Origin of the sequence: Acinetobacter sp. AS5 (assembly GCF_048957595.1) — a bacterium.
GTDB lineage: Bacteria > Pseudomonadota > Gammaproteobacteria > Pseudomonadales > Moraxellaceae > Acinetobacter.
Window position 1 is genome coordinate 1 of the sequence record NZ_JARDAL010000061.1, and the last position, 16,863, is coordinate 16,863.

15 protein-coding genes are annotated in these 16,863 nt (G+C 42.2%); 8 read left to right on the forward strand and 7 right to left on the reverse strand.

Annotated features, from left to right (window positions below; all coding sequences use genetic code 11):
- Positions 1-101 precede the first annotated feature (101 nt).
- From hemL to PV763_RS15490, 3 genes are all read right to left on the reverse strand, one after another.
- On the reverse strand, positions 102-1,403 hold the full coding sequence (hemL, locus tag PV763_RS15480; protein ID WP_420938170.1) for a glutamate-1-semialdehyde 2,1-aminomutase: 1,302 nt from the start codon (positions 1,401-1,403) through the stop codon (positions 102-104).
- Between the two features lie 38 nt (positions 1,404-1,441).
- On the reverse strand, positions 1,442-2,062 hold the full coding sequence (gene thiE / locus PV763_RS15485) for a thiamine phosphate synthase (RefSeq protein WP_005246719.1): 621 nt from the start codon (positions 2,060-2,062) through the stop codon (positions 1,442-1,444).
- Between the two features lie 781 nt (positions 2,063-2,843).
- Complete coding sequence (locus PV763_RS15490; protein ID WP_044109647.1) at positions 2,844-3,227, reverse strand: DUF962 domain-containing protein; 384 nt, start codon at positions 3,225-3,227, stop codon at positions 2,844-2,846.
- A gap of 329 nt (positions 3,228-3,556) precedes the next feature.
- On the opposite strand from PV763_RS15490, the gene PV763_RS15495 reads away from it, so the two are divergent.
- Both PV763_RS15495 and PV763_RS15500 read left to right on the forward strand, forming a co-directional pair.
- Positions 3,557-5,014 carry a CYTH domain-containing protein gene (locus tag PV763_RS15495; protein ID WP_420938171.1) on the forward strand — a complete coding sequence of 486 codons (1,458 nt, stop codon included), beginning with the start codon at positions 3,557-3,559 and terminating at the stop codon, positions 5,012-5,014.
- Between the two features lie 140 nt (positions 5,015-5,154).
- On the forward strand, positions 5,155-6,609 hold the full coding sequence (locus tag PV763_RS15500) for a CHAD domain-containing protein (RefSeq protein ID WP_420938172.1): 1,455 nt from the start codon (positions 5,155-5,157) through the stop codon (positions 6,607-6,609).
- 22 nt (positions 6,610-6,631) lie between these two features.
- Here the strand turns inward: PV763_RS15500 and PV763_RS15505 are convergent, their stop codons facing one another.
- A complete protein-coding gene (locus PV763_RS15505) occupies positions 6,632-7,264 on the reverse strand; it encodes a hypothetical protein (RefSeq protein ID WP_180180423.1) in 633 nt (210 codons plus the stop codon).
- Positions 7,265-7,375: 111 nt separating this feature from the next.
- On the opposite strand from PV763_RS15505, the gene PV763_RS15510 reads away from it, so the two are divergent.
- Both PV763_RS15510 and PV763_RS15515 read left to right on the forward strand, forming a co-directional pair.
- Positions 7,376-7,777, forward strand: coding sequence for a DUF3144 domain-containing protein (locus PV763_RS15510; protein WP_004280011.1), 402 nt, complete (start codon positions 7,376-7,378; stop codon positions 7,775-7,777).
- A 118-nt stretch (positions 7,778-7,895) separates the two neighbouring features.
- Entirely contained in the window at positions 7,896-8,960 is a 1,065-nt protein-coding gene (locus PV763_RS15515; RefSeq protein WP_420938173.1) for an amidohydrolase family protein, read from the forward strand.
- A 338-nt stretch (positions 8,961-9,298) separates the two neighbouring features.
- Here the strand turns inward: PV763_RS15515 and PV763_RS15520 are convergent, their stop codons facing one another.
- Both PV763_RS15520 and PV763_RS15525 read right to left on the reverse strand, forming a co-directional pair.
- Complete coding sequence (locus tag PV763_RS15520; protein WP_243474945.1) at positions 9,299-12,070, reverse strand: M16 family metallopeptidase; 2,772 nt, start codon at positions 12,068-12,070, stop codon at positions 9,299-9,301.
- 143 nt (positions 12,071-12,213) lie between these two features.
- Positions 12,214-13,035: a PhzF family phenazine biosynthesis protein gene (locus PV763_RS15525; protein WP_253173060.1), complete on the reverse strand. Its 822-nt coding sequence runs from the start codon at positions 13,033-13,035 to the stop codon at positions 12,214-12,216.
- A 119-nt stretch (positions 13,036-13,154) separates the two neighbouring features.
- On the opposite strand from PV763_RS15525, the gene PV763_RS15530 reads away from it, so the two are divergent.
- The 3 genes from PV763_RS15530 (at position 13,155) to PV763_RS15540 (ending at position 15,503) form a co-directional block, all read left to right on the forward strand.
- A complete protein-coding gene (locus PV763_RS15530) occupies positions 13,155-13,742 on the forward strand; it encodes a flavin reductase family protein (protein ID WP_224215693.1) in 588 nt (195 codons plus the stop codon).
- Positions 13,743-13,859: 117 nt separating this feature from the next.
- On the forward strand, positions 13,860-14,594 hold the full coding sequence (gene gloB / locus PV763_RS15535; protein WP_420938174.1) for a hydroxyacylglutathione hydrolase: 735 nt from the start codon (positions 13,860-13,862) through the stop codon (positions 14,592-14,594).
- Between the two features lie 507 nt (positions 14,595-15,101).
- A complete protein-coding gene (locus PV763_RS15540) occupies positions 15,102-15,503 on the forward strand; it encodes a YkvA family protein (RefSeq protein ID WP_253112913.1) in 402 nt (133 codons plus the stop codon).
- A 240-nt stretch (positions 15,504-15,743) separates the two neighbouring features.
- Here the strand turns inward: PV763_RS15540 and PV763_RS15545 are convergent, their stop codons facing one another.
- Complete coding sequence (locus tag PV763_RS15545; RefSeq protein WP_005107282.1) at positions 15,744-16,016, reverse strand: hypothetical protein; 273 nt, start codon at positions 16,014-16,016, stop codon at positions 15,744-15,746.
- Between the two features lie 433 nt (positions 16,017-16,449).
- Between PV763_RS15545 and PV763_RS15550 the strand changes: the two genes are divergently transcribed.
- Positions 16,450-16,653 carry a hypothetical protein gene (locus PV763_RS15550; protein WP_004280022.1) on the forward strand — a complete coding sequence of 68 codons (204 nt, stop codon included), beginning with the start codon at positions 16,450-16,452 and terminating at the stop codon, positions 16,651-16,653.
- Positions 16,654-16,863 lie beyond the last annotated feature (210 nt).

The following is a 16,863-nucleotide window of genomic DNA, read 5'->3' on the forward strand; positions in this document are numbered from 1 at the left end:
AATATTCAATAGATGAACTCAATGAGATAGCCACAATGGCATTAGGTATCTCATAGATGTGTAGATACCTATGCCTTTAAGGAGAGGGTTTGGGAGAGGTATTACGCTTTCATCTCAGCAAAAGTTTCTTTAGCCGCTTGAATCGTGTAAGCAATATCTTCATCACTATGCGCAGCAGAAATAAATCCTGCTTCAAAAGCAGATGGTGCAAGGTTTACGCCACGACTTAACATGCCATGGAAGAATTTACGGAAGGCATCGACATCGCATTTCAGCATAGAGTCGAAGCTAGTAATATCTTCCTGATCGGTAAAGTAAAGACCAAACATACCGCCCACTTGTTGGGTCTTGAATGGAATGCCTGCTTCATCAGCAGCAGTTTGTAAACCGGCGAGCAATTTTTCGAGTTGTGCGGTTAATTTTTCATAAAAACCTTCGGTACGTAAATGCTTGAACATCTCGATACCTGCACGCATTGCCAATGGGTTACCTGATAGCGTACCTGCTTGATAGACCTTACCCAATGGTGCGATACATTCCATCACTTCACGTTTACCACCGAATGCACCGACTGGTAAGCCTGCACCGATGATTTTACCTAAAGTGGTTAAATCCGGAGTAACGCCATAATGTGCTTGCGCACCACCCAAACCGACACGGAAACCGGTCATTACTTCATCAATGATAAACACTGAACCATGTTCATCACAAACATCACGAATCGCTTGCAGGAAACCGTCAATTGGTTTCACCAAGTTCATGTTGCCTGCGACTGGCTCAACAATCACGCCGGCAATTTCTGAACCGAATTTGGCAAAGCATTCTTTTAAAGTCGCGATGTCGTTATATGGAAGTGTCAGCGTATGTTTAGCAAAATCTGCTGGCACGCCTGCAGACGTCGCTTCCCCTTCTCCACTGGTCAATAAACCTGAACCGGCTTTTACCAATAATGAATCTGAGTGACCATGATAACAGCCTTCAAATTTTACAATCTTGTCACGGCCAGTATAACCACGTGCTAAACGAATCGCGGTCATGGTCGCTTCTGTACCCGAGTTGGTCATACGCACTAGTTCAATCGATGGCATGATCTCGCAAATAATATCTGCAAGCGTGGTTTCATGAACTGTGGGCGCACCAAAACTCAAACCATCGACCGCAGCATCCTGAACGGCTTTAATAATCGCCGGATGTGCATGGCCCAGAATCATCGGCCCCCATGAACCTACATAGTCCACATAACGCTTACCATCGACATCATACAGATACGCACCTTGGGCTTTTTCGATAAAGACCGGCGTCCCACCGACACCATTAAATGCGCGTACAGGTGAATTAACGCCACCCGGAATATGTTTATTAGCTTGTTTGAACAATTGTTCTTGCTTTGGAGATAAGCTCATGAAGGCACTCGACTCAAAATTAAATCAATCAAAAAATTTTATGCTGTAGCTTGAAAAAGCGCAGACCATTCATCTAAACGTTCAGGAATGGCATTCATAGGGAGTCCCAATATATCACTAATCACCGCGCAATAATCCGCACCTGACTCAATGACATCCTTGGAATTTTCAACCGTTAAACCACCAATGGCACATAAAGGTACATTCAATTTCTCTTTGGCCAGTTTTAAGGTTTCAAGACCAATATTACCCGCTTCAGGTTTACTATCAGTAGCATAAATTGCTCCAAATGCCACATAATTCGCACCATCGGCAATGGCCTGTTCAGCCAGCTCAAGTGAGTTATTACAGCTACGGCCAATCAACACGCCTTTAGGCAAACGCGCAACAGCGTCGACAATCGAACCATCATCCTGGCCTAAATGCACACCCACGCTGTATTTAACCGCCATTTCCAGATCATCATTAATCACGAAAGGTACAGCATATTCAGCACACATGGCTTTCATATACTCGATTTCGTAAATTTGATCTTCTTTCGCCACTTTTTTACGGCGATATTGCAAGACCGCAACACCACCATTGGCCATTGCACCTTCCAACTTCGCCAATAAAAGCTCTAATGGATCATCATTGGTAATTAAATATAAACCGCGCATCTTGCTCGCCACTTGCTAGGATGGCTCTATTATAGGCATAACTCGGTTTAATTGCCGCAGTCCTGCTGTTTCTGAGACCAAGCAGCAACAGATTTGCAGGTTTTTAGCGCAATTTATCAATTAAATCTTAAATATCACCATTTTCAGGGATATACGGGCTTTCAAATCTGCGTTTTAATTGCCTTATAACAATAATTATAACGTGTTAATGCTTACGCCCTCCGACAAACGCTTTTAGGATTTTGCAGATAACTTGGTGGAGAAGTTGCAAAATTCTAAGAGCGATTTTTTTTGTCTTTTTTTCGCCTGGCTCAAGCGTACTCAAATTAATTAATATTAAAAATACCCATTTTCAGGGATAGCCCAATCGGCACGAAGCGTCTTAAATAGCCTTAGACACAGAAAATAAACAGAAAAATAAATACCTGTGTTTGTAATACCCGATCCTTTCTGGTTTTGAGTCATTCGTTTGTGGGGAAACGTTTCAAAGCCAGAAAGGATCTTTTACTTTCAGCACAAATCCACATGAATTCTTCTATGAATATTTACACAATAGCATGAGCAAAATCTTGAACATTTATTGGTAGCAAACAGGCATAAAAAAAGCCCGGAGAAGGTCGCTCCAGGCTTGGAAAACTGATGTATTAATTAAAATATAATGGTTGATCAAAAAACCTAATCTGCAATACCATAATTATTAGAATAATAATTCTAGACTTGCAAGGCTTTTATCGAAATTTCATGCTTTAAGTGGGCACATTCCGATAAAAGTCATTCTGGCTTAACGGGAAATTTTATCGTATTTAAGGTCGATCAGACTGATATTACCACGCAGGACATCGGCAAACATGCGCCAGTCCGAGATAAAGCTATATACAGGCTGTTTGAAGCTGGCTGGTTTATTGCGCTCAAAGATAAAATGACCGACCCAGGCACAGGCATAGCCCGAGAGTAAACCATAGGCAAAATATCGCGGCTTGCCTTGACGAATGGCTTTGGCAAAACAGTATAAACCGATGCTACTGCCGGCCACGTGCAGACGGCGGCTAATAATATGCCGATGCTCAGTCAAATAGAAGCGATAAAATTCATGATAGTTCTTAATCGGCATCTGGGGCTGAACCATCACCTCATTCTTACTTTCTGGTTGTACTTGTACATTCATCTGTCATCATCCTGACGTTTTTTGTTTTACCTTAGCGTATATTTTAGCCAAATAACAGCCTTTTGATGCGCGCTTCAATGCATCTTGCACATCCTCGTGAAGGCCTGAATCCGATTGTTTTAGCCTAAAATGAACCGATGAAATCTAAGTTTCAAACTTCTGTTTAAGCTTTTTATGTTCCGTCAAGTCTTACATGCATTTTGATTTTGGTTACAATCTGCTGCGCACAAATCTAAAAATATAATTGCGGCTGCTGTCCGCCTTATTTCATAACCTTATTCAAGTGAAGATTCAGCGCTTAATTGCACTGAACAGATAGGATGATCATCATGGTTGAAGTTGAACTCAAGTTCCAGATTCCTGCGGCACGACGCACTGCACTGCTCAAGGCACTTGATCCGAAAAAGTCTCAACAGATCCAGCTTCAAGCCAAATATTATGATACTGCCGACCGCCAACTGGCCCGGCATGGGGTGGCACTGCGTCAGCGTCTGGAAGGTACACGTTGGGTGCAAACGCTAAAAGCGGCCGGAAAAAGCCATATCGAACGCTTTGAACATAATCATGATCTAGGGAAATTAACCGCATCTCCTGAACTGGATTTAGATATTTATAAAAAATTTCCAGAAGCCGGGGCAATTCTCAGCAATGCGCTCGGCAATCAGTTCGATCAGCTACAACTCCAGTTTGAAACCGATATTGCCCGTACGTTAAGAGTGATTGACTATGAAGATACCCAGATCGAAGTCAGCCTGGATATTGGACAGATCCGCACACAGGATGCTGAGCAAGAAGTACATGAAGTCGAGTTCGAACTAAAAAATGGTTCAATTCAACATCTGCTGGCCTTCAGTTTTGAATGGGTCAAGAAATACCAGCTCTGGCTCGATGTACGTAGTAAGGCCGAAATAGGCAATTTATTGGCCACTTCACAGCGCGTCAGTCCTGCGACCCTTAGCAAAGAATTTCAGATCAGCAAAAAAGACAGCGCCAGTGAAACCATCTGCAGTCTGATTGCACAGCAGATGCAGCATTTATTGCCGAATATCGCGGCGATTGCAGCTCAGGTTGCAGAGCAGGAACATATTGATCAGGCACGACTGGCACTGGATCACTTATATCTGACCTTGCTGCTCTTCAAAGACTGGCATCCACAGCTTTCGGACAAATGGGCACATCAACTGGCGGCCTTTAAGCAGCAATTTGAACATTTGCAACATTTACAACATATGCAAAACAGCTTGGCCGGCTTCCTGCAAAATCCCACCACGGCAGAAAACCTGAGCAAAGATATTCTGTATGCGCAGGAGAAACTCGGTAATCTGGTCAAATCTACCCAGAATGTGCATCATTATCTGGAATTACTGATGTTCAGTTTAAATGAAAATGAGCATGCCTCGCTGGACTTGAAAACTGCTGCTCAAACTACCTTGCAACAGCAATATAAAGCTTTGCAGGAACAAATGAACCAGACCGATATCACTGATTTTGAAAGTCTGGATCAATTGTCGGGCCGGATTCAGGAGCTCAAATTCAGCTTTCCGATTTTAACCACGATCTATGATGTCAAAAATTTGCAGAAATACAGCAAAGCGCTGAACGATGCTCAACTGGCAGCCAGTGAATATCAAACTTTGGCCTCTTCTGCAGTTTATATTCAGCAGACCGAGCTGGAAGCAAGTGACTGGTTTGTGCTGGGCTGGCTGACCGCCAAGCAGGAAGTCTATGCGCAGAAACTGCTTGAAGCGACCGAACAGTTCTTGGTCAGTCGTAAATTCCTGAAATAAACATATTGAAATAAATATCACAAGAAAAACTCAAAGCACGCCTTCTCTGGCGTGCTTTTTTGTTGCAGAAGCACATCACACCCCTGCCGATCTTTGGGCTATATTAATCTATAAAACCAACATCGCGGAGGAATGACCCGATGGCAGAAATAGAACTCAAATTCCAGATTCCGCCACAGTCTCGTGTGCAATTTGAACAGGACATTCAGAAACTTCAGCCGACTCGGCATCGTCTGTGTGCACGCTACTTTGATACTGAAGCGCAACACTTACAACAACATCAGATTGCCCTGCGGCAACGTCTGGAAGACCAGCAATGGATTCAAACCCTGAAAGCAGCGACTGAACAACAATTTGAACGTTTTGAACTTGAGCATGAATTAAAAAGTCCTCCGGAACATTGTGATTTTCAGTTATATCGCAAACATAAACCGGCCAAAAAAATCCTGAAACAGGCGCTCGGTGATCTGGAGACACCACTCATCCTGCAATTTGAAACAGATGTCGTACGGTATGTCCTCACAGAAAGTCATCTGGACAGCCAGATTGAAATTGCCTTTGATGTCGGAGAAATTCGACACAATGATCAAGCCATCGATATTTATGAAGTCGAATTTGAGCTTAAATCCGGCCAGCTGAGTGAATTGATTGATTTCATTCAGCCCTGGGTTCAGCGTTATGCTTTGTGGCTGGATACACGGAGCAAATCGGAACGCGGTTATGCCTTATTACATGATGAAGAGAGTCTGCCAGTTCAGCATCAGCTTCCCTTAGTGCTTGAACAGAAAGATCAGATCAGTACGATTTTACAAAAAATTGTCGCCAACTGTCTCGCTCATCTTTTCCCAAATGCGACGGCGATTGCTGCCGAAAATTATAATAGTGATCATGTGCATCAGGCACGTGTTGCGATTCGACGTTTGCGCAGTGCTTTTAAAATTTTCCAGTCCGTGACTGAACATGTACAGCCAGAATGGCCGGAACAGCTGCGGGATATTTTTCAGCAACTGGGTTCCACCCGAGATCGCGATGCCCTGGCAGAAAGCCTGATTCCACAACTGGAAAAAGCAGGTTCACCCTTACTGAAATTACCACCACACCGACAAAAACAACCAGATATCAGTGCGCTGTTTAGAAGTCCTGCTACCGTAGAATTAATGCTGCAACTGTTCAGCTTTAGCCAAGAAAAAACGGATAACAAAGTCAAGTCTTCGCATAAAATTTTGTGTAAAGGCCTGAGCAAGCTGCACCAGCAAATCTGTCAGGATGCCGAGAACTATCAAGAACTGGATATTGAATCCCGACATCGCACACGCAAACGGGTTAAACGCTTACGCTATAATGTAGAATTCTTGCAAAGCTTATTTCCTGAAAAAGAGGTTAAAGCCTATCTAAAAGCCTTAAAACCCTTGCAGGAAAGTCTCGGGCATTATAACGACCTATTTGTAGCAGACGAATTATTTAGACCTTATGTCAAACAACAGGCCAAGGCCTGGTTTGTACTGGGCTGGATAAGCGCAGAACAGCAGCGTTTGTCGAGTGAAGCAGCCGAGCGTTTACAACAGTTTGCTGAAACTACCAAGCCCTTCTGGTAAGACCGGGCTTGGTCAAATTGTGCTAGCGATATTTGCCGAATACTTTCCAGGTATTATTGTCTGCCAGAGGATCGTTATAACTGTCGCTGCGTTGCTTGCGTGGCTTATCACGTGCATCGACCAGTTCAAAATGTGGCTCAACACTCAGCACGATTCCATTGACGTAAAAACGGGTGCGCGTATATTCGCTCTGGCCATGCTGAAATACATAAGTGCGTAAATCCACAAACTCACGGTGTGCCACCAATGCTGCGGTGTCGTCACTGTCTAGCCATTGCCGCATGGCTGTGACCTGCTCGGGTTCGAACTGGCCACATTTTTCGATCAGGCTGGCGACCCCACGAAAAGTTTTGGATTCCTTGGCGCGGGTTTTATTAATGCGAATCCGGTCAACATGAAAATAAAACAGCGGCAAGTTTAAATGACTCGGCAGATGGATCGCATCCAAGATTTCATCTTCCATAAAAGGCTGAAACAGATCCTGTGCCCTTTCAATCAGCCCGAGCCACTGGCTATAGTATTCATCTACCTGTGACTGGCTGCCATAATAAATCGGCAAGCCTTCAACATTGGCTAGATTTGCCGGTGGCCAAATATTCTGGCGCAATAAGGCAATATCACTTTTTAGGCTTTGTACTGCAATCGCATCCTGCATGGCATTCACTTTTATATGCTTAGGCTATTTTTTAGATTAAGGCAAAGGTTTAGTTTCTGCAAGGCTTTGCCTATAATTAACGATTGAGATTTTAGTGTTAGGAACAAATTCATGGTTCAAAAGATTGAAGCAACCGATGTAACCGAAGAAGAAGCGTTAAATGCGGCATTCTTTGAACGTGCTGATGAATTTATTCAACAAGCCAACGAGTTTTGTCGCGTAGAAAAAGGCTCACAGGAAAAACCGAGCGATAAGCGCGGTCAAGTCAGTGCGGCGATGTTATTTGGTACTGCCCGTTTCAATACCTGGGTGGCAGCGAATAACTTTAAAGATGGGAATGAAATGCGCGATGCCAAAGATCAGGTCATGTCTTATATCTTGCAGCAATTTCAAATGATGCTGGAAGATAACTATGATGAATACTGTGAACAGTTCGAAAACTATTTACGTTTCCGTCACAATGAAGAGTTTCATGCCAACAAGCATAACCATGATCACAAGCATGATCATTGATTAAAATACGAAAAGCCCCGCGGGGCTTTTTTTATTTGCTGTCATTTATCATATTGACTTTAAAGTGATTTAAGCACTATATAAATTGAATAATAAATAAACGAAAACAAGGCATAGCATGCAGCAACTTCCCTTCCCGATCATTGACCCTCATATCCACCAATGGGATCCGTACAATACCCCACATGCGGCAGCGCTAGCGGTAAAGCTGTTCGGCAATCATCCCAAATTACTAGACAGAATGGTTCGACTGTTGAAACCCAGAGACGTCATTGAGACCATTGGCCTGACACAGCACCTGACTGCACCTTATCTGCCTGCAAATTACAAGAAAGATGCAGGACATTATGAAATAGAGCAGATTGTGCATGTTGAAGCCAGCTGGCATGACCATAAAGGTACGGGTGTGGTAAATGAAACCCGTTTTATCGCTGGGCTTCCTTTTGATCAGCACACTATCCAATTGGGTGGAATTGTCGCCACGGCGGATCCGCGGCAGAAAAATTTTAAACAGTTGATTCAATTGCATCGCGAAGCTTCTCCCAAGTTTCGGGGCATCCGTAAAATGGCTGCAGTACATCCAGATAAAGGGTTTCATGCCTGGACCGATGAACCGCATCTCTATCGCAACACAGATTTCCTGAAGGGCTTTGAAGAACTGGCCAGGCAAGATTTAAGCTTTGATGCCTGGGTGTACTCTACCCAGATTGCGGATGTTACTGCGCTGGCCAAAGCCTTTCCAAACACCCCTATTGTGCTGGATCATCTGGGTACGCCCGCAGGTTTATTTGGCAAAGTGAGCAAAGCTACAGGCAAGACCGAACAAGATCGCACCCAGATATTTGCAGACTGGAAAGATCAGTTGGCAGAACTGGCCGAATGCAAAAATGTATCGACCAAAATGTCTGGTCTGTTTATGCCAGTCTTGGGACATGATTTTCACACGCAGAAACGGCTGGCAAGTAAACAGGAATTAGTGGAACGTGCCGCACCCGTGATCCAGCATACTTTAGACTGTTTTGGTTCTGGGCGCGTGATGTTTGCATCCAACTTTCCAATGGACAGTGTCAGTAGCTCACTCACCAACATTATTGATGCTTTTAGCGATATTGTGCAGGACTACAATGAAAATGCGTTAAAGCCGATTTTTTATGAAAATGCTAAACGTTTTTATCGACTTTGAGTAGATGAGGACATGCTAAGTTGGATAACAGATTCCAGTCTAAATACGCCTTCAGGCAAAGGACTTTGTATTTTACTCACTATTATTTCAAGCTGGATAACGTCTTATTATTATCAAGTGGCGATCCATCATCCTTTTGATCGAGATATTGCCTTCTATTCAGCTTTGAGTGGCTGTGGAATATTGATTTTTCTTCTTATTGCATCTGATTGGAGTCTGCCCCTATCTATCCTTGCAGGCATAATCGGAGGGATTGTTTTTAGCTATAGAGCAACCTAGAACATAAAGCTCAAGTAAATAAAAAAAATCCCCTCACTTGAGGGGATTTTTTATCAACACTATGATGTTTTCACTTGCTTACCATACTGATCGGCCATCACTTCAACCAGCTGATCCGGCTTGATGTATTTTTTGATCATGGCATCAATATCGGCTTTGCTCAGTTGAGCAATCGCCTGATCACGTTTTTCCCGGTAAACCAGATTACGGTCTTTTTCCAGCTGTGGAATCAACATAGTGTGAATACGGCGATCATCTTCGAGTGCAGTTAAACGCTGTTTCAAGATACTGGCTTTTGCCGCTTCGACTTCCTGTTCAGTCACGCCACGTGTCAGCAGTTCATTCAGTACCTTATGCACTGCCTGAGAAACCTGTGCGGATTTTCCAGCCGTATAATTGGCACTAATCATCATGGCGCCCACATCTGCCCATTCATCGAGTTGCACATCTGCACTAAAACCATAGACTAGTGCATTTTTCTCGCGTAGCTCTTGTGCCAGTCGTGACGATAACTGTGAATCACCCAGAATATATCGAAATACCTGTAATGCAGGTGCATCGGCATGATCTGCGCCGACCGGCATGCTCATGAATGCCTCATAACTCCCGAATTCACGCTGCTCAGACAACGCATGAATTTTCTGGGCTGGATAGCTTCGATATTCCGATTTCAGACGCTCATAAGGCTGTGTAGCTTTCCAGTCTGAGAAACTGTTTTTCAGCGTTTTTTGCATCGATTTTGGATTAAACTCACCTGTGACCGCGATTTGTGCATGCTGGGTTTTTAAAAACTGCTGATACAGTGCCATAACCTGTTCGCGAGTCGCTTTCTGATACTGTTTTTTGGCCAGTTCAGGCTCGAAATGGAAACGCAGATCGCCAGGCTGATAGATCTCGATCGTTCGGGCCATCGTCAAGCTCGACACCGTATCTGGTTCAGTATAAGGACGATCCAGACTGGATAAAGTCTGTCCCTTGATTAAATCAAACTGACTTTGTTCAAATGCCGGCGTTTTCAGCACATCAACCACATACTGAAAAAACTCTTCAAACTTTTCTTTTTTGGCGCTGATCTGCAAGGTCAGGCCATTGCCGGATGCACCGGCAGTTGCCGAACCGCCTACTTCAATAATTTTATCGGCAATCTGCTGCAAGCTTTGAGTTTCCGAAGAGCGCAACATTAAATAAGCCGTCAGGTCCAGAATCTCGCCTTTATTCATCAGGCTTTGAGCGGTACCAAAATCCAATGAAATTGTGGCATAGACCTTGTCATCGCGGGTAGTCGTCGGAAACAGCGCGTATTTAATGCCATTTTTCAACTTGCCACGCTGAATCTGTTTGTCTTTACTGTACAAATACTGTTTGGATTCCTGGACATATTGCTTTACTTCAGCCTGATAGACACTGACATCTTTCATTGGCTCTTCTGCTTCAGCCTGCTGATCCAGAGTTTTTGCCGGTGCTTCTGTCTGTGCCAGTTCCTGCGCTTTCTTCTGATCTTCCGGGGTAGGTAAAATATTGCCAGAAATACGGTATTCAGGTTTTAAAAAACTCTTATAGACCTGATTGACCTGATTCACACTCAGGCTTTGAATTGCATTCAGATCTTTAAAATACTGGCTCCAGTCACCTGAATACGCCACTGCATAATCGCTTAAACGTGAACCCAAAGCAGTCGCACTGTTTTTAATATTGTCGGCCTGATTTCGGGTCAGATTTTTAGCCCGGTTTAATTCTGCTTCGGTAAATGGCTGACTCTGTTCTACGCCTTGAATCAGTCCCTGCTCTATCGCTTGTGCCTGATGATTCGGAGCATAGATTGCTCCCATAAACACCAGATTAAAGTCTTTATCCAGCCAGGTACTGGATTGCACCGCTGTTGACTTCCCAGTTTCCACCATATTCTGATAGAGATGTCCACTTGGCTGCAAAGTATAGAGCGTTGGCGAAACAGCCAAAGCCGTTTTAATGCTTTCTTCGGATTGATTCAAATAAAGATTAAACTTGGCCAGATCACTGCCTTTCTTTACTGTAAATTCACGCTGTTTGATTTGCTCTGGTTTAAGCGCTGGGACTTTCACTTGCGCTGGTACATTTCGGGATTGAATCGGACTGAAATGCGTATCCAGCTGTTTTAAGACTTCGGCCTTATCAAATTTGCCCGAAATGACCACAAAGGCATTATTCGGTGCATACCATTGACGGTAAAAATGGTTTAGTTCCTGCATATTGATTGATTGCAGCTCATTTAGGTCACCAATCGGCAAACGGCCTAAATACTGATTGCCATAAGCAGATTTAAACACCTGATCGATCAATACTGAAAATGGCTGATCCAGACGAATTTCACGCTCGCGTTTTACAATATCAATTTCAGTCGGTACATATTTTTCCTGAAGCACCAGCTTGTCCATGCGTTCGGCTTCGAGAAAAATGACTTCACTCAGCGCAGTTTTTTCAGGACGGATCACATTAGTATATTTGGTTGAGTAATAGTCGGTACTGGCATTGGTCATCAAGGTATATTGATCCAGTCGACGCTGGAATTCATCCCCTTTGACATTTTCTGTGCCTTTAAAGGCCAAATGTTCCAGCAGATGCGCCAGACCGCCCTTGCCTTGAGGATCATTCAGGGAGCCGGTCAGATAGACCGTATTCATAAAAACTTTATTTTCTTTATCATTCGGTGCCAGGATAATGCGCAGTCCATTATCCAGTCGGTATTCTTCAACATTTTGTTCCGTTTTCACCAAAACAGGTTGTGCAAAACTCAGTGCACTACAGCCAGACAATACAATCGCCAGACTTAAATTTTTATAACGTAGCAACATTCTTCATCCAAATTATAAATATAAATTTTTATTCGCGCCCTTCTTAGAGAATGATTCTTTTTCTGAATAATCTATTCCAAGCCGGACCATCAAAATAACATGCCGCCTCACCTGACGACATGTAGTTCTATGTAATTAAAAAATTAAAGATAAATTTCGGCTTGCATATATAATTTTCCATAACCGGAAATTTCAATTCGATCCTGATCTTGCAAGGCACAATATAGCACCCCACCACGCGCTGATGCCTGATAGGCGACCAGTTCATTTTTACCCAGTTTTTCGGCCCACAGCGGTGCAATTCCGGTGTGAATTGAACCTGTTACCGGATCTTCATTGATTCCATTACTCGGTGCAAAATAACGTGAAATACAATCGTATTGGGTATCTTGTGAAGTGATCGCAACGTCTAAATAGGTATTCTGAGCAGTAATGGCTGTACGCTTGCCATTCAACTGTTTTAACAGTTCAAAATCAGGCATTTCATCCAGCACATCCTGTACCGATTCATATTCAACAATATAGCCCTGCGCGTTCAGATAAACCTGTTTAAACGGTTTGCTCAAGGCCTGTCTTAAAGCTTCAGGATATTCAGCAACTGGCTCTGCACGACGAACTGGAAAGTTCATTCTGATCTTGCCATCTGCATCCTGATTGACTACAAAAATGCCTAAGTCTTTTACATGAAAATGAATCGTTTTCCCCGTATCAAATTGATTGAATAGTACAAAGCTGCTGGCCAATGTCGCATGACCACAAAAATCCACTTCCTTGGTTGGCGTAAACCAGCGGATGGCATAATTATCGCTATCGATGACTTTAACAAAAGCCGTTTCGGACAGATTATTTTCCAAGGCGATATTTTGCATCAGACCATCTTCGAGCCATTCATCCAGCACAATCACGGCTGCAGGATTGCCTTTAAACAGTTCCGTGGTAAACGCATCGACCTGGTACATTTTCATTTTTTGAATTCCTGAATATAACGATCTCTAGTTTAAAAGCTTTTTTGCAAGAATGAACTTGAATATGTTAATGATCTCATTAATCTGGCCTAGTAAATAAATAGAGCAAATGGTGCTGCATGACAAACTCCCATATTCAAAGCGTTCCCTTAGAAAAAGCTTATCGTCTGATTACCCATGGCCCTACTGTACTGGTATCTGCTCAAGATCAGCAGGATACAGATGTTATGGCAGCAGCCTGGGCATGCGCATTGGAATTCAGCCCCGCAAAAGTGACTGTGGTTCTGGATAAAAGCACCAAAACCCGAAATATTATTGAAAATTCAGGTTATTTCGCGCTGCAAATTCCAACATTGAAACAACTGAATATGGTCTATCGTCTGGGTACGCAGAGCCTGCATGATGTGCCGGACAAACTGGCACAATCCGGAGTAGAACTATTTCATTTTCCTGATGCTGATATTCCTGTAGTACAAGGCTGTGCGGCCTGGATACTCTGCGAGCTGATTCCTGAGCCGCATAACCAGCAAATGCATGACCTGTTTATAGGCAAGGTGATTGCAGCCTATGCCGATGATCGGGTCTTCCGCGACGGCCACTGGCATTATCATGAGGTGGATGAAGAATGGAAAAGTATTCATCATATAGCCGGTGGTCATTTTTATACCATTGGTAATGCTGTGAGCATTGATGATCCAGAATCATAAATTTTTCAAATTTGGAATAAATGAAAATAATTGCGGATGAATAGATGATATCTGCAAGCCCCAGAGCATCCGAAATTATGCTACTTTATCCTTAATCTTCATTTGGTCTGATGCGCTATGATGCCTTTTAAAATTCACTGTATTGATGTCCAGAATTCACTGCAAAATTATATCTGGTTGCTTGAACATACCGCGTCGCATCAGGTGGCTGTGATTGATCCAATCGAAGCAGAATTGGTACAAGACTATTGTGCCGAACACGGTTTAACTGTAAGTCAAATCTGGCTGACTCACTGGCATAAAGATCATATTGGCGGTGTGCCGGAACTGATCCAAGGACAAAATCTGCCTGTGTATGGCCCACGGGCAGAACTAAGCAAAATTCCGTTTATCACCCATCCGCTTGAGCATGAAGAACAGTTTAATTTTCATGGAATAGATATCCAGGTGATTGCTGTACCCGGGCATACACTCGGCCATATTGTTTATTTTATTGATGCGATTGATGTGCTGTTCTGCGGCGATACCTTATTTGCCATGGGTTGTGGCCGGGTTTTTGAAGGCACCTATTCACAGATGTATCATTCACTGTCCCGTCTGGCTGCCTTGCCACCGCGCACCCAAGTCTATTGCACCCATGAATACACATTATCGAATGCACAGTTTGCCAAACACGTTGAACCGGACAATTCGGCAATTCTGGAACGCTTCGAACATATTGAGCGTTTGCGTATACTAGGCCAGTGCACGCTGCCAAGTAGTATTGAAGATGAATTGCAAACCAATCCTTTTCTGCGCGCAGAAAGCGTGGAAGAATTCCAGCGTTTAAGAACCCTGAAAGATCAGTTTTAAACCGGATTCAAAGCTGAAGATCAATGCTTCAGCCGACTTACTTATTTGTCATTTGCGATGCATAGAATGTTATTGAAAGGCACGTACAAATTTTGCACAAATTGGAATAAGTTGAATCTCCATCTAAAAAATGTCTTTCTGTGCCATTTTTGCTTTCTTATAATTAATCAAGTCCTCTATTTTTTTAGAAACCAATTTCAGTTCCAACACATGAAATAATGACTTATAAATAACAGGATGATATTGATTTAAATTAGAGAAATTCGTGGAACATTGCTTAAATAATCAGCATGGAACCTAACAAGTGAATAAAAAAGCCCAATTTACTTGAATTGGGCTTTCACTTATACGCTAAACATATAATTTGTATAAAATAAAAAATAGCTGTTAGTTCGTATAACGCGTATTATGTTAATTTTAGAAAATCGTAATAGGATAATAAAAATCTATATTGTTTTAAGAAAACTCTCTTATGATTAAATCTCTATAGTTCTTTTAATATTTGCTATGTATCAAAGAATCAAGCAATGGGCTAAATCAATTAAAAAAGACATCTTGGTTGTTTGGCTTATTGCAAAAGACAAGCGAACGCCCAATTCTATAAAGTTTTTAGCTTTAATTATTGCTGCCTATGCCTTCTCACCAATTGATTTAATTCCAGATTTTATTCCCGTACTTGGGTATTTAGACGATATTATTGTTGTACCTTTAGGTATTTTATTAGTTATCAAGCTTACCCCACAAAACATTATAGATGATTGTAGAATTCTTGGAGAAACCTTAGTTGAAAGGCCTATAAACCGTTGGGCAGCAGGAATTATTATCCTGGTATGGCTTGTAATATTGGGATATTTAACCATGTACTTCATGAACGATTCACTGTCTATACTGTCTATTTTTAACAAGTGAGATTTAGATACCCTCTCTCATTTGCACCCATTTAATATAATGGGCATTATTCAAAATTAAACTGTAAACCAAAATAGAAATAAAATGTCTGCTTTCAGAGCATGACATTAGTTCTGTCGTTCAACTTTAAAAGTGACATTGGCCATGTCGATCCCGAATGATGATATGTAGGATAGCAGTAACTAGTTTCTTGGATTCTATTCACTAAAACTGGCAACGTATGTATCGCATGAAGCAATGTTAAAGAATCTGGTTACTTTGTGCATAAGTATCCAGTTCACCTTGAGTCACGACACGCACCGCCTGCATTTCATCAATACGTACCAGTAGCAAGCCACCTAAAGCAGGCTGATAACGACGGGCACTGCCGAAAGGCGTATAGGCCACTTTCGACTGAATACTAAAGCTCAACCAGTCTTCATGTCCCAACATCACAGCAACCGGATCAAGTCCCTGCTGCTGCATTAATTCAATTTGCTGATTCACATAGTCTTCAATGGTTAATTCAGTCATGGTGCGGGTATTCAGTTTGAGAATTACATTTCAGACAGTATAAAGCATGCAAATCGAGCTGAAGATCAGAAAACCAGCAGCCGGTATTCTTTTAATAAATAAGTCGATTGGATTTTAATTTTCTCATTCTAGATCTGAAATTTTCTATTTCATACGATTGATAAAATTAGGAAATAACCTGTTTCCCTAATAAGCTATTGAATTAGAAAATTAATTATCCAAATTTATAGCTTATAAAAGCTTAATATTTAGTTACAACCTATTCAATATGATAAAAATCATTTACTTAACGTTTAAATTGATTTTTTCTTAATCAACCGATGTTCACTATATACACAAATTCATTTAAATTAATTTAAATAAAGGCATTTGCCCTTTAAAAGATAATTTTTCACCCTTATTTAAGATTTAACAATGATGAAGGAGTGATCTCGTGAAAAAAGTGGTTAAAGCGAAAAATTTGATTGCATTTCGACTATGGTTAGAAAAATTAGGATATTCGGTACGCACCCTGGCGGATGATCGTGGTTTCAGTTTCAGTTTCAAGAAAGAATATGGCCTGGTAACCTGTGATCTGGCAGGTAATGCCTTGGCACTACAACTAGGCGAGGAATTTGAAGATCATTTAAAAGCCTGATTGCTTCTTTAAGAACAGAAAAATAAATTAATCTTTCCACTGATTTAACAGCGCTATTCTCCAGTTATTCAGCCCATTTCGATGGGCTTTTCTTTGTTCAGTAAATTTTAGGCAATAAAAAAGCAAGGCATCTGCCTTGCTTTAATATGATGGTGGGGACGGAGAGACTCGAACTCTCACACCTCGCGGCGCTGGAACCTAAATCCAGTG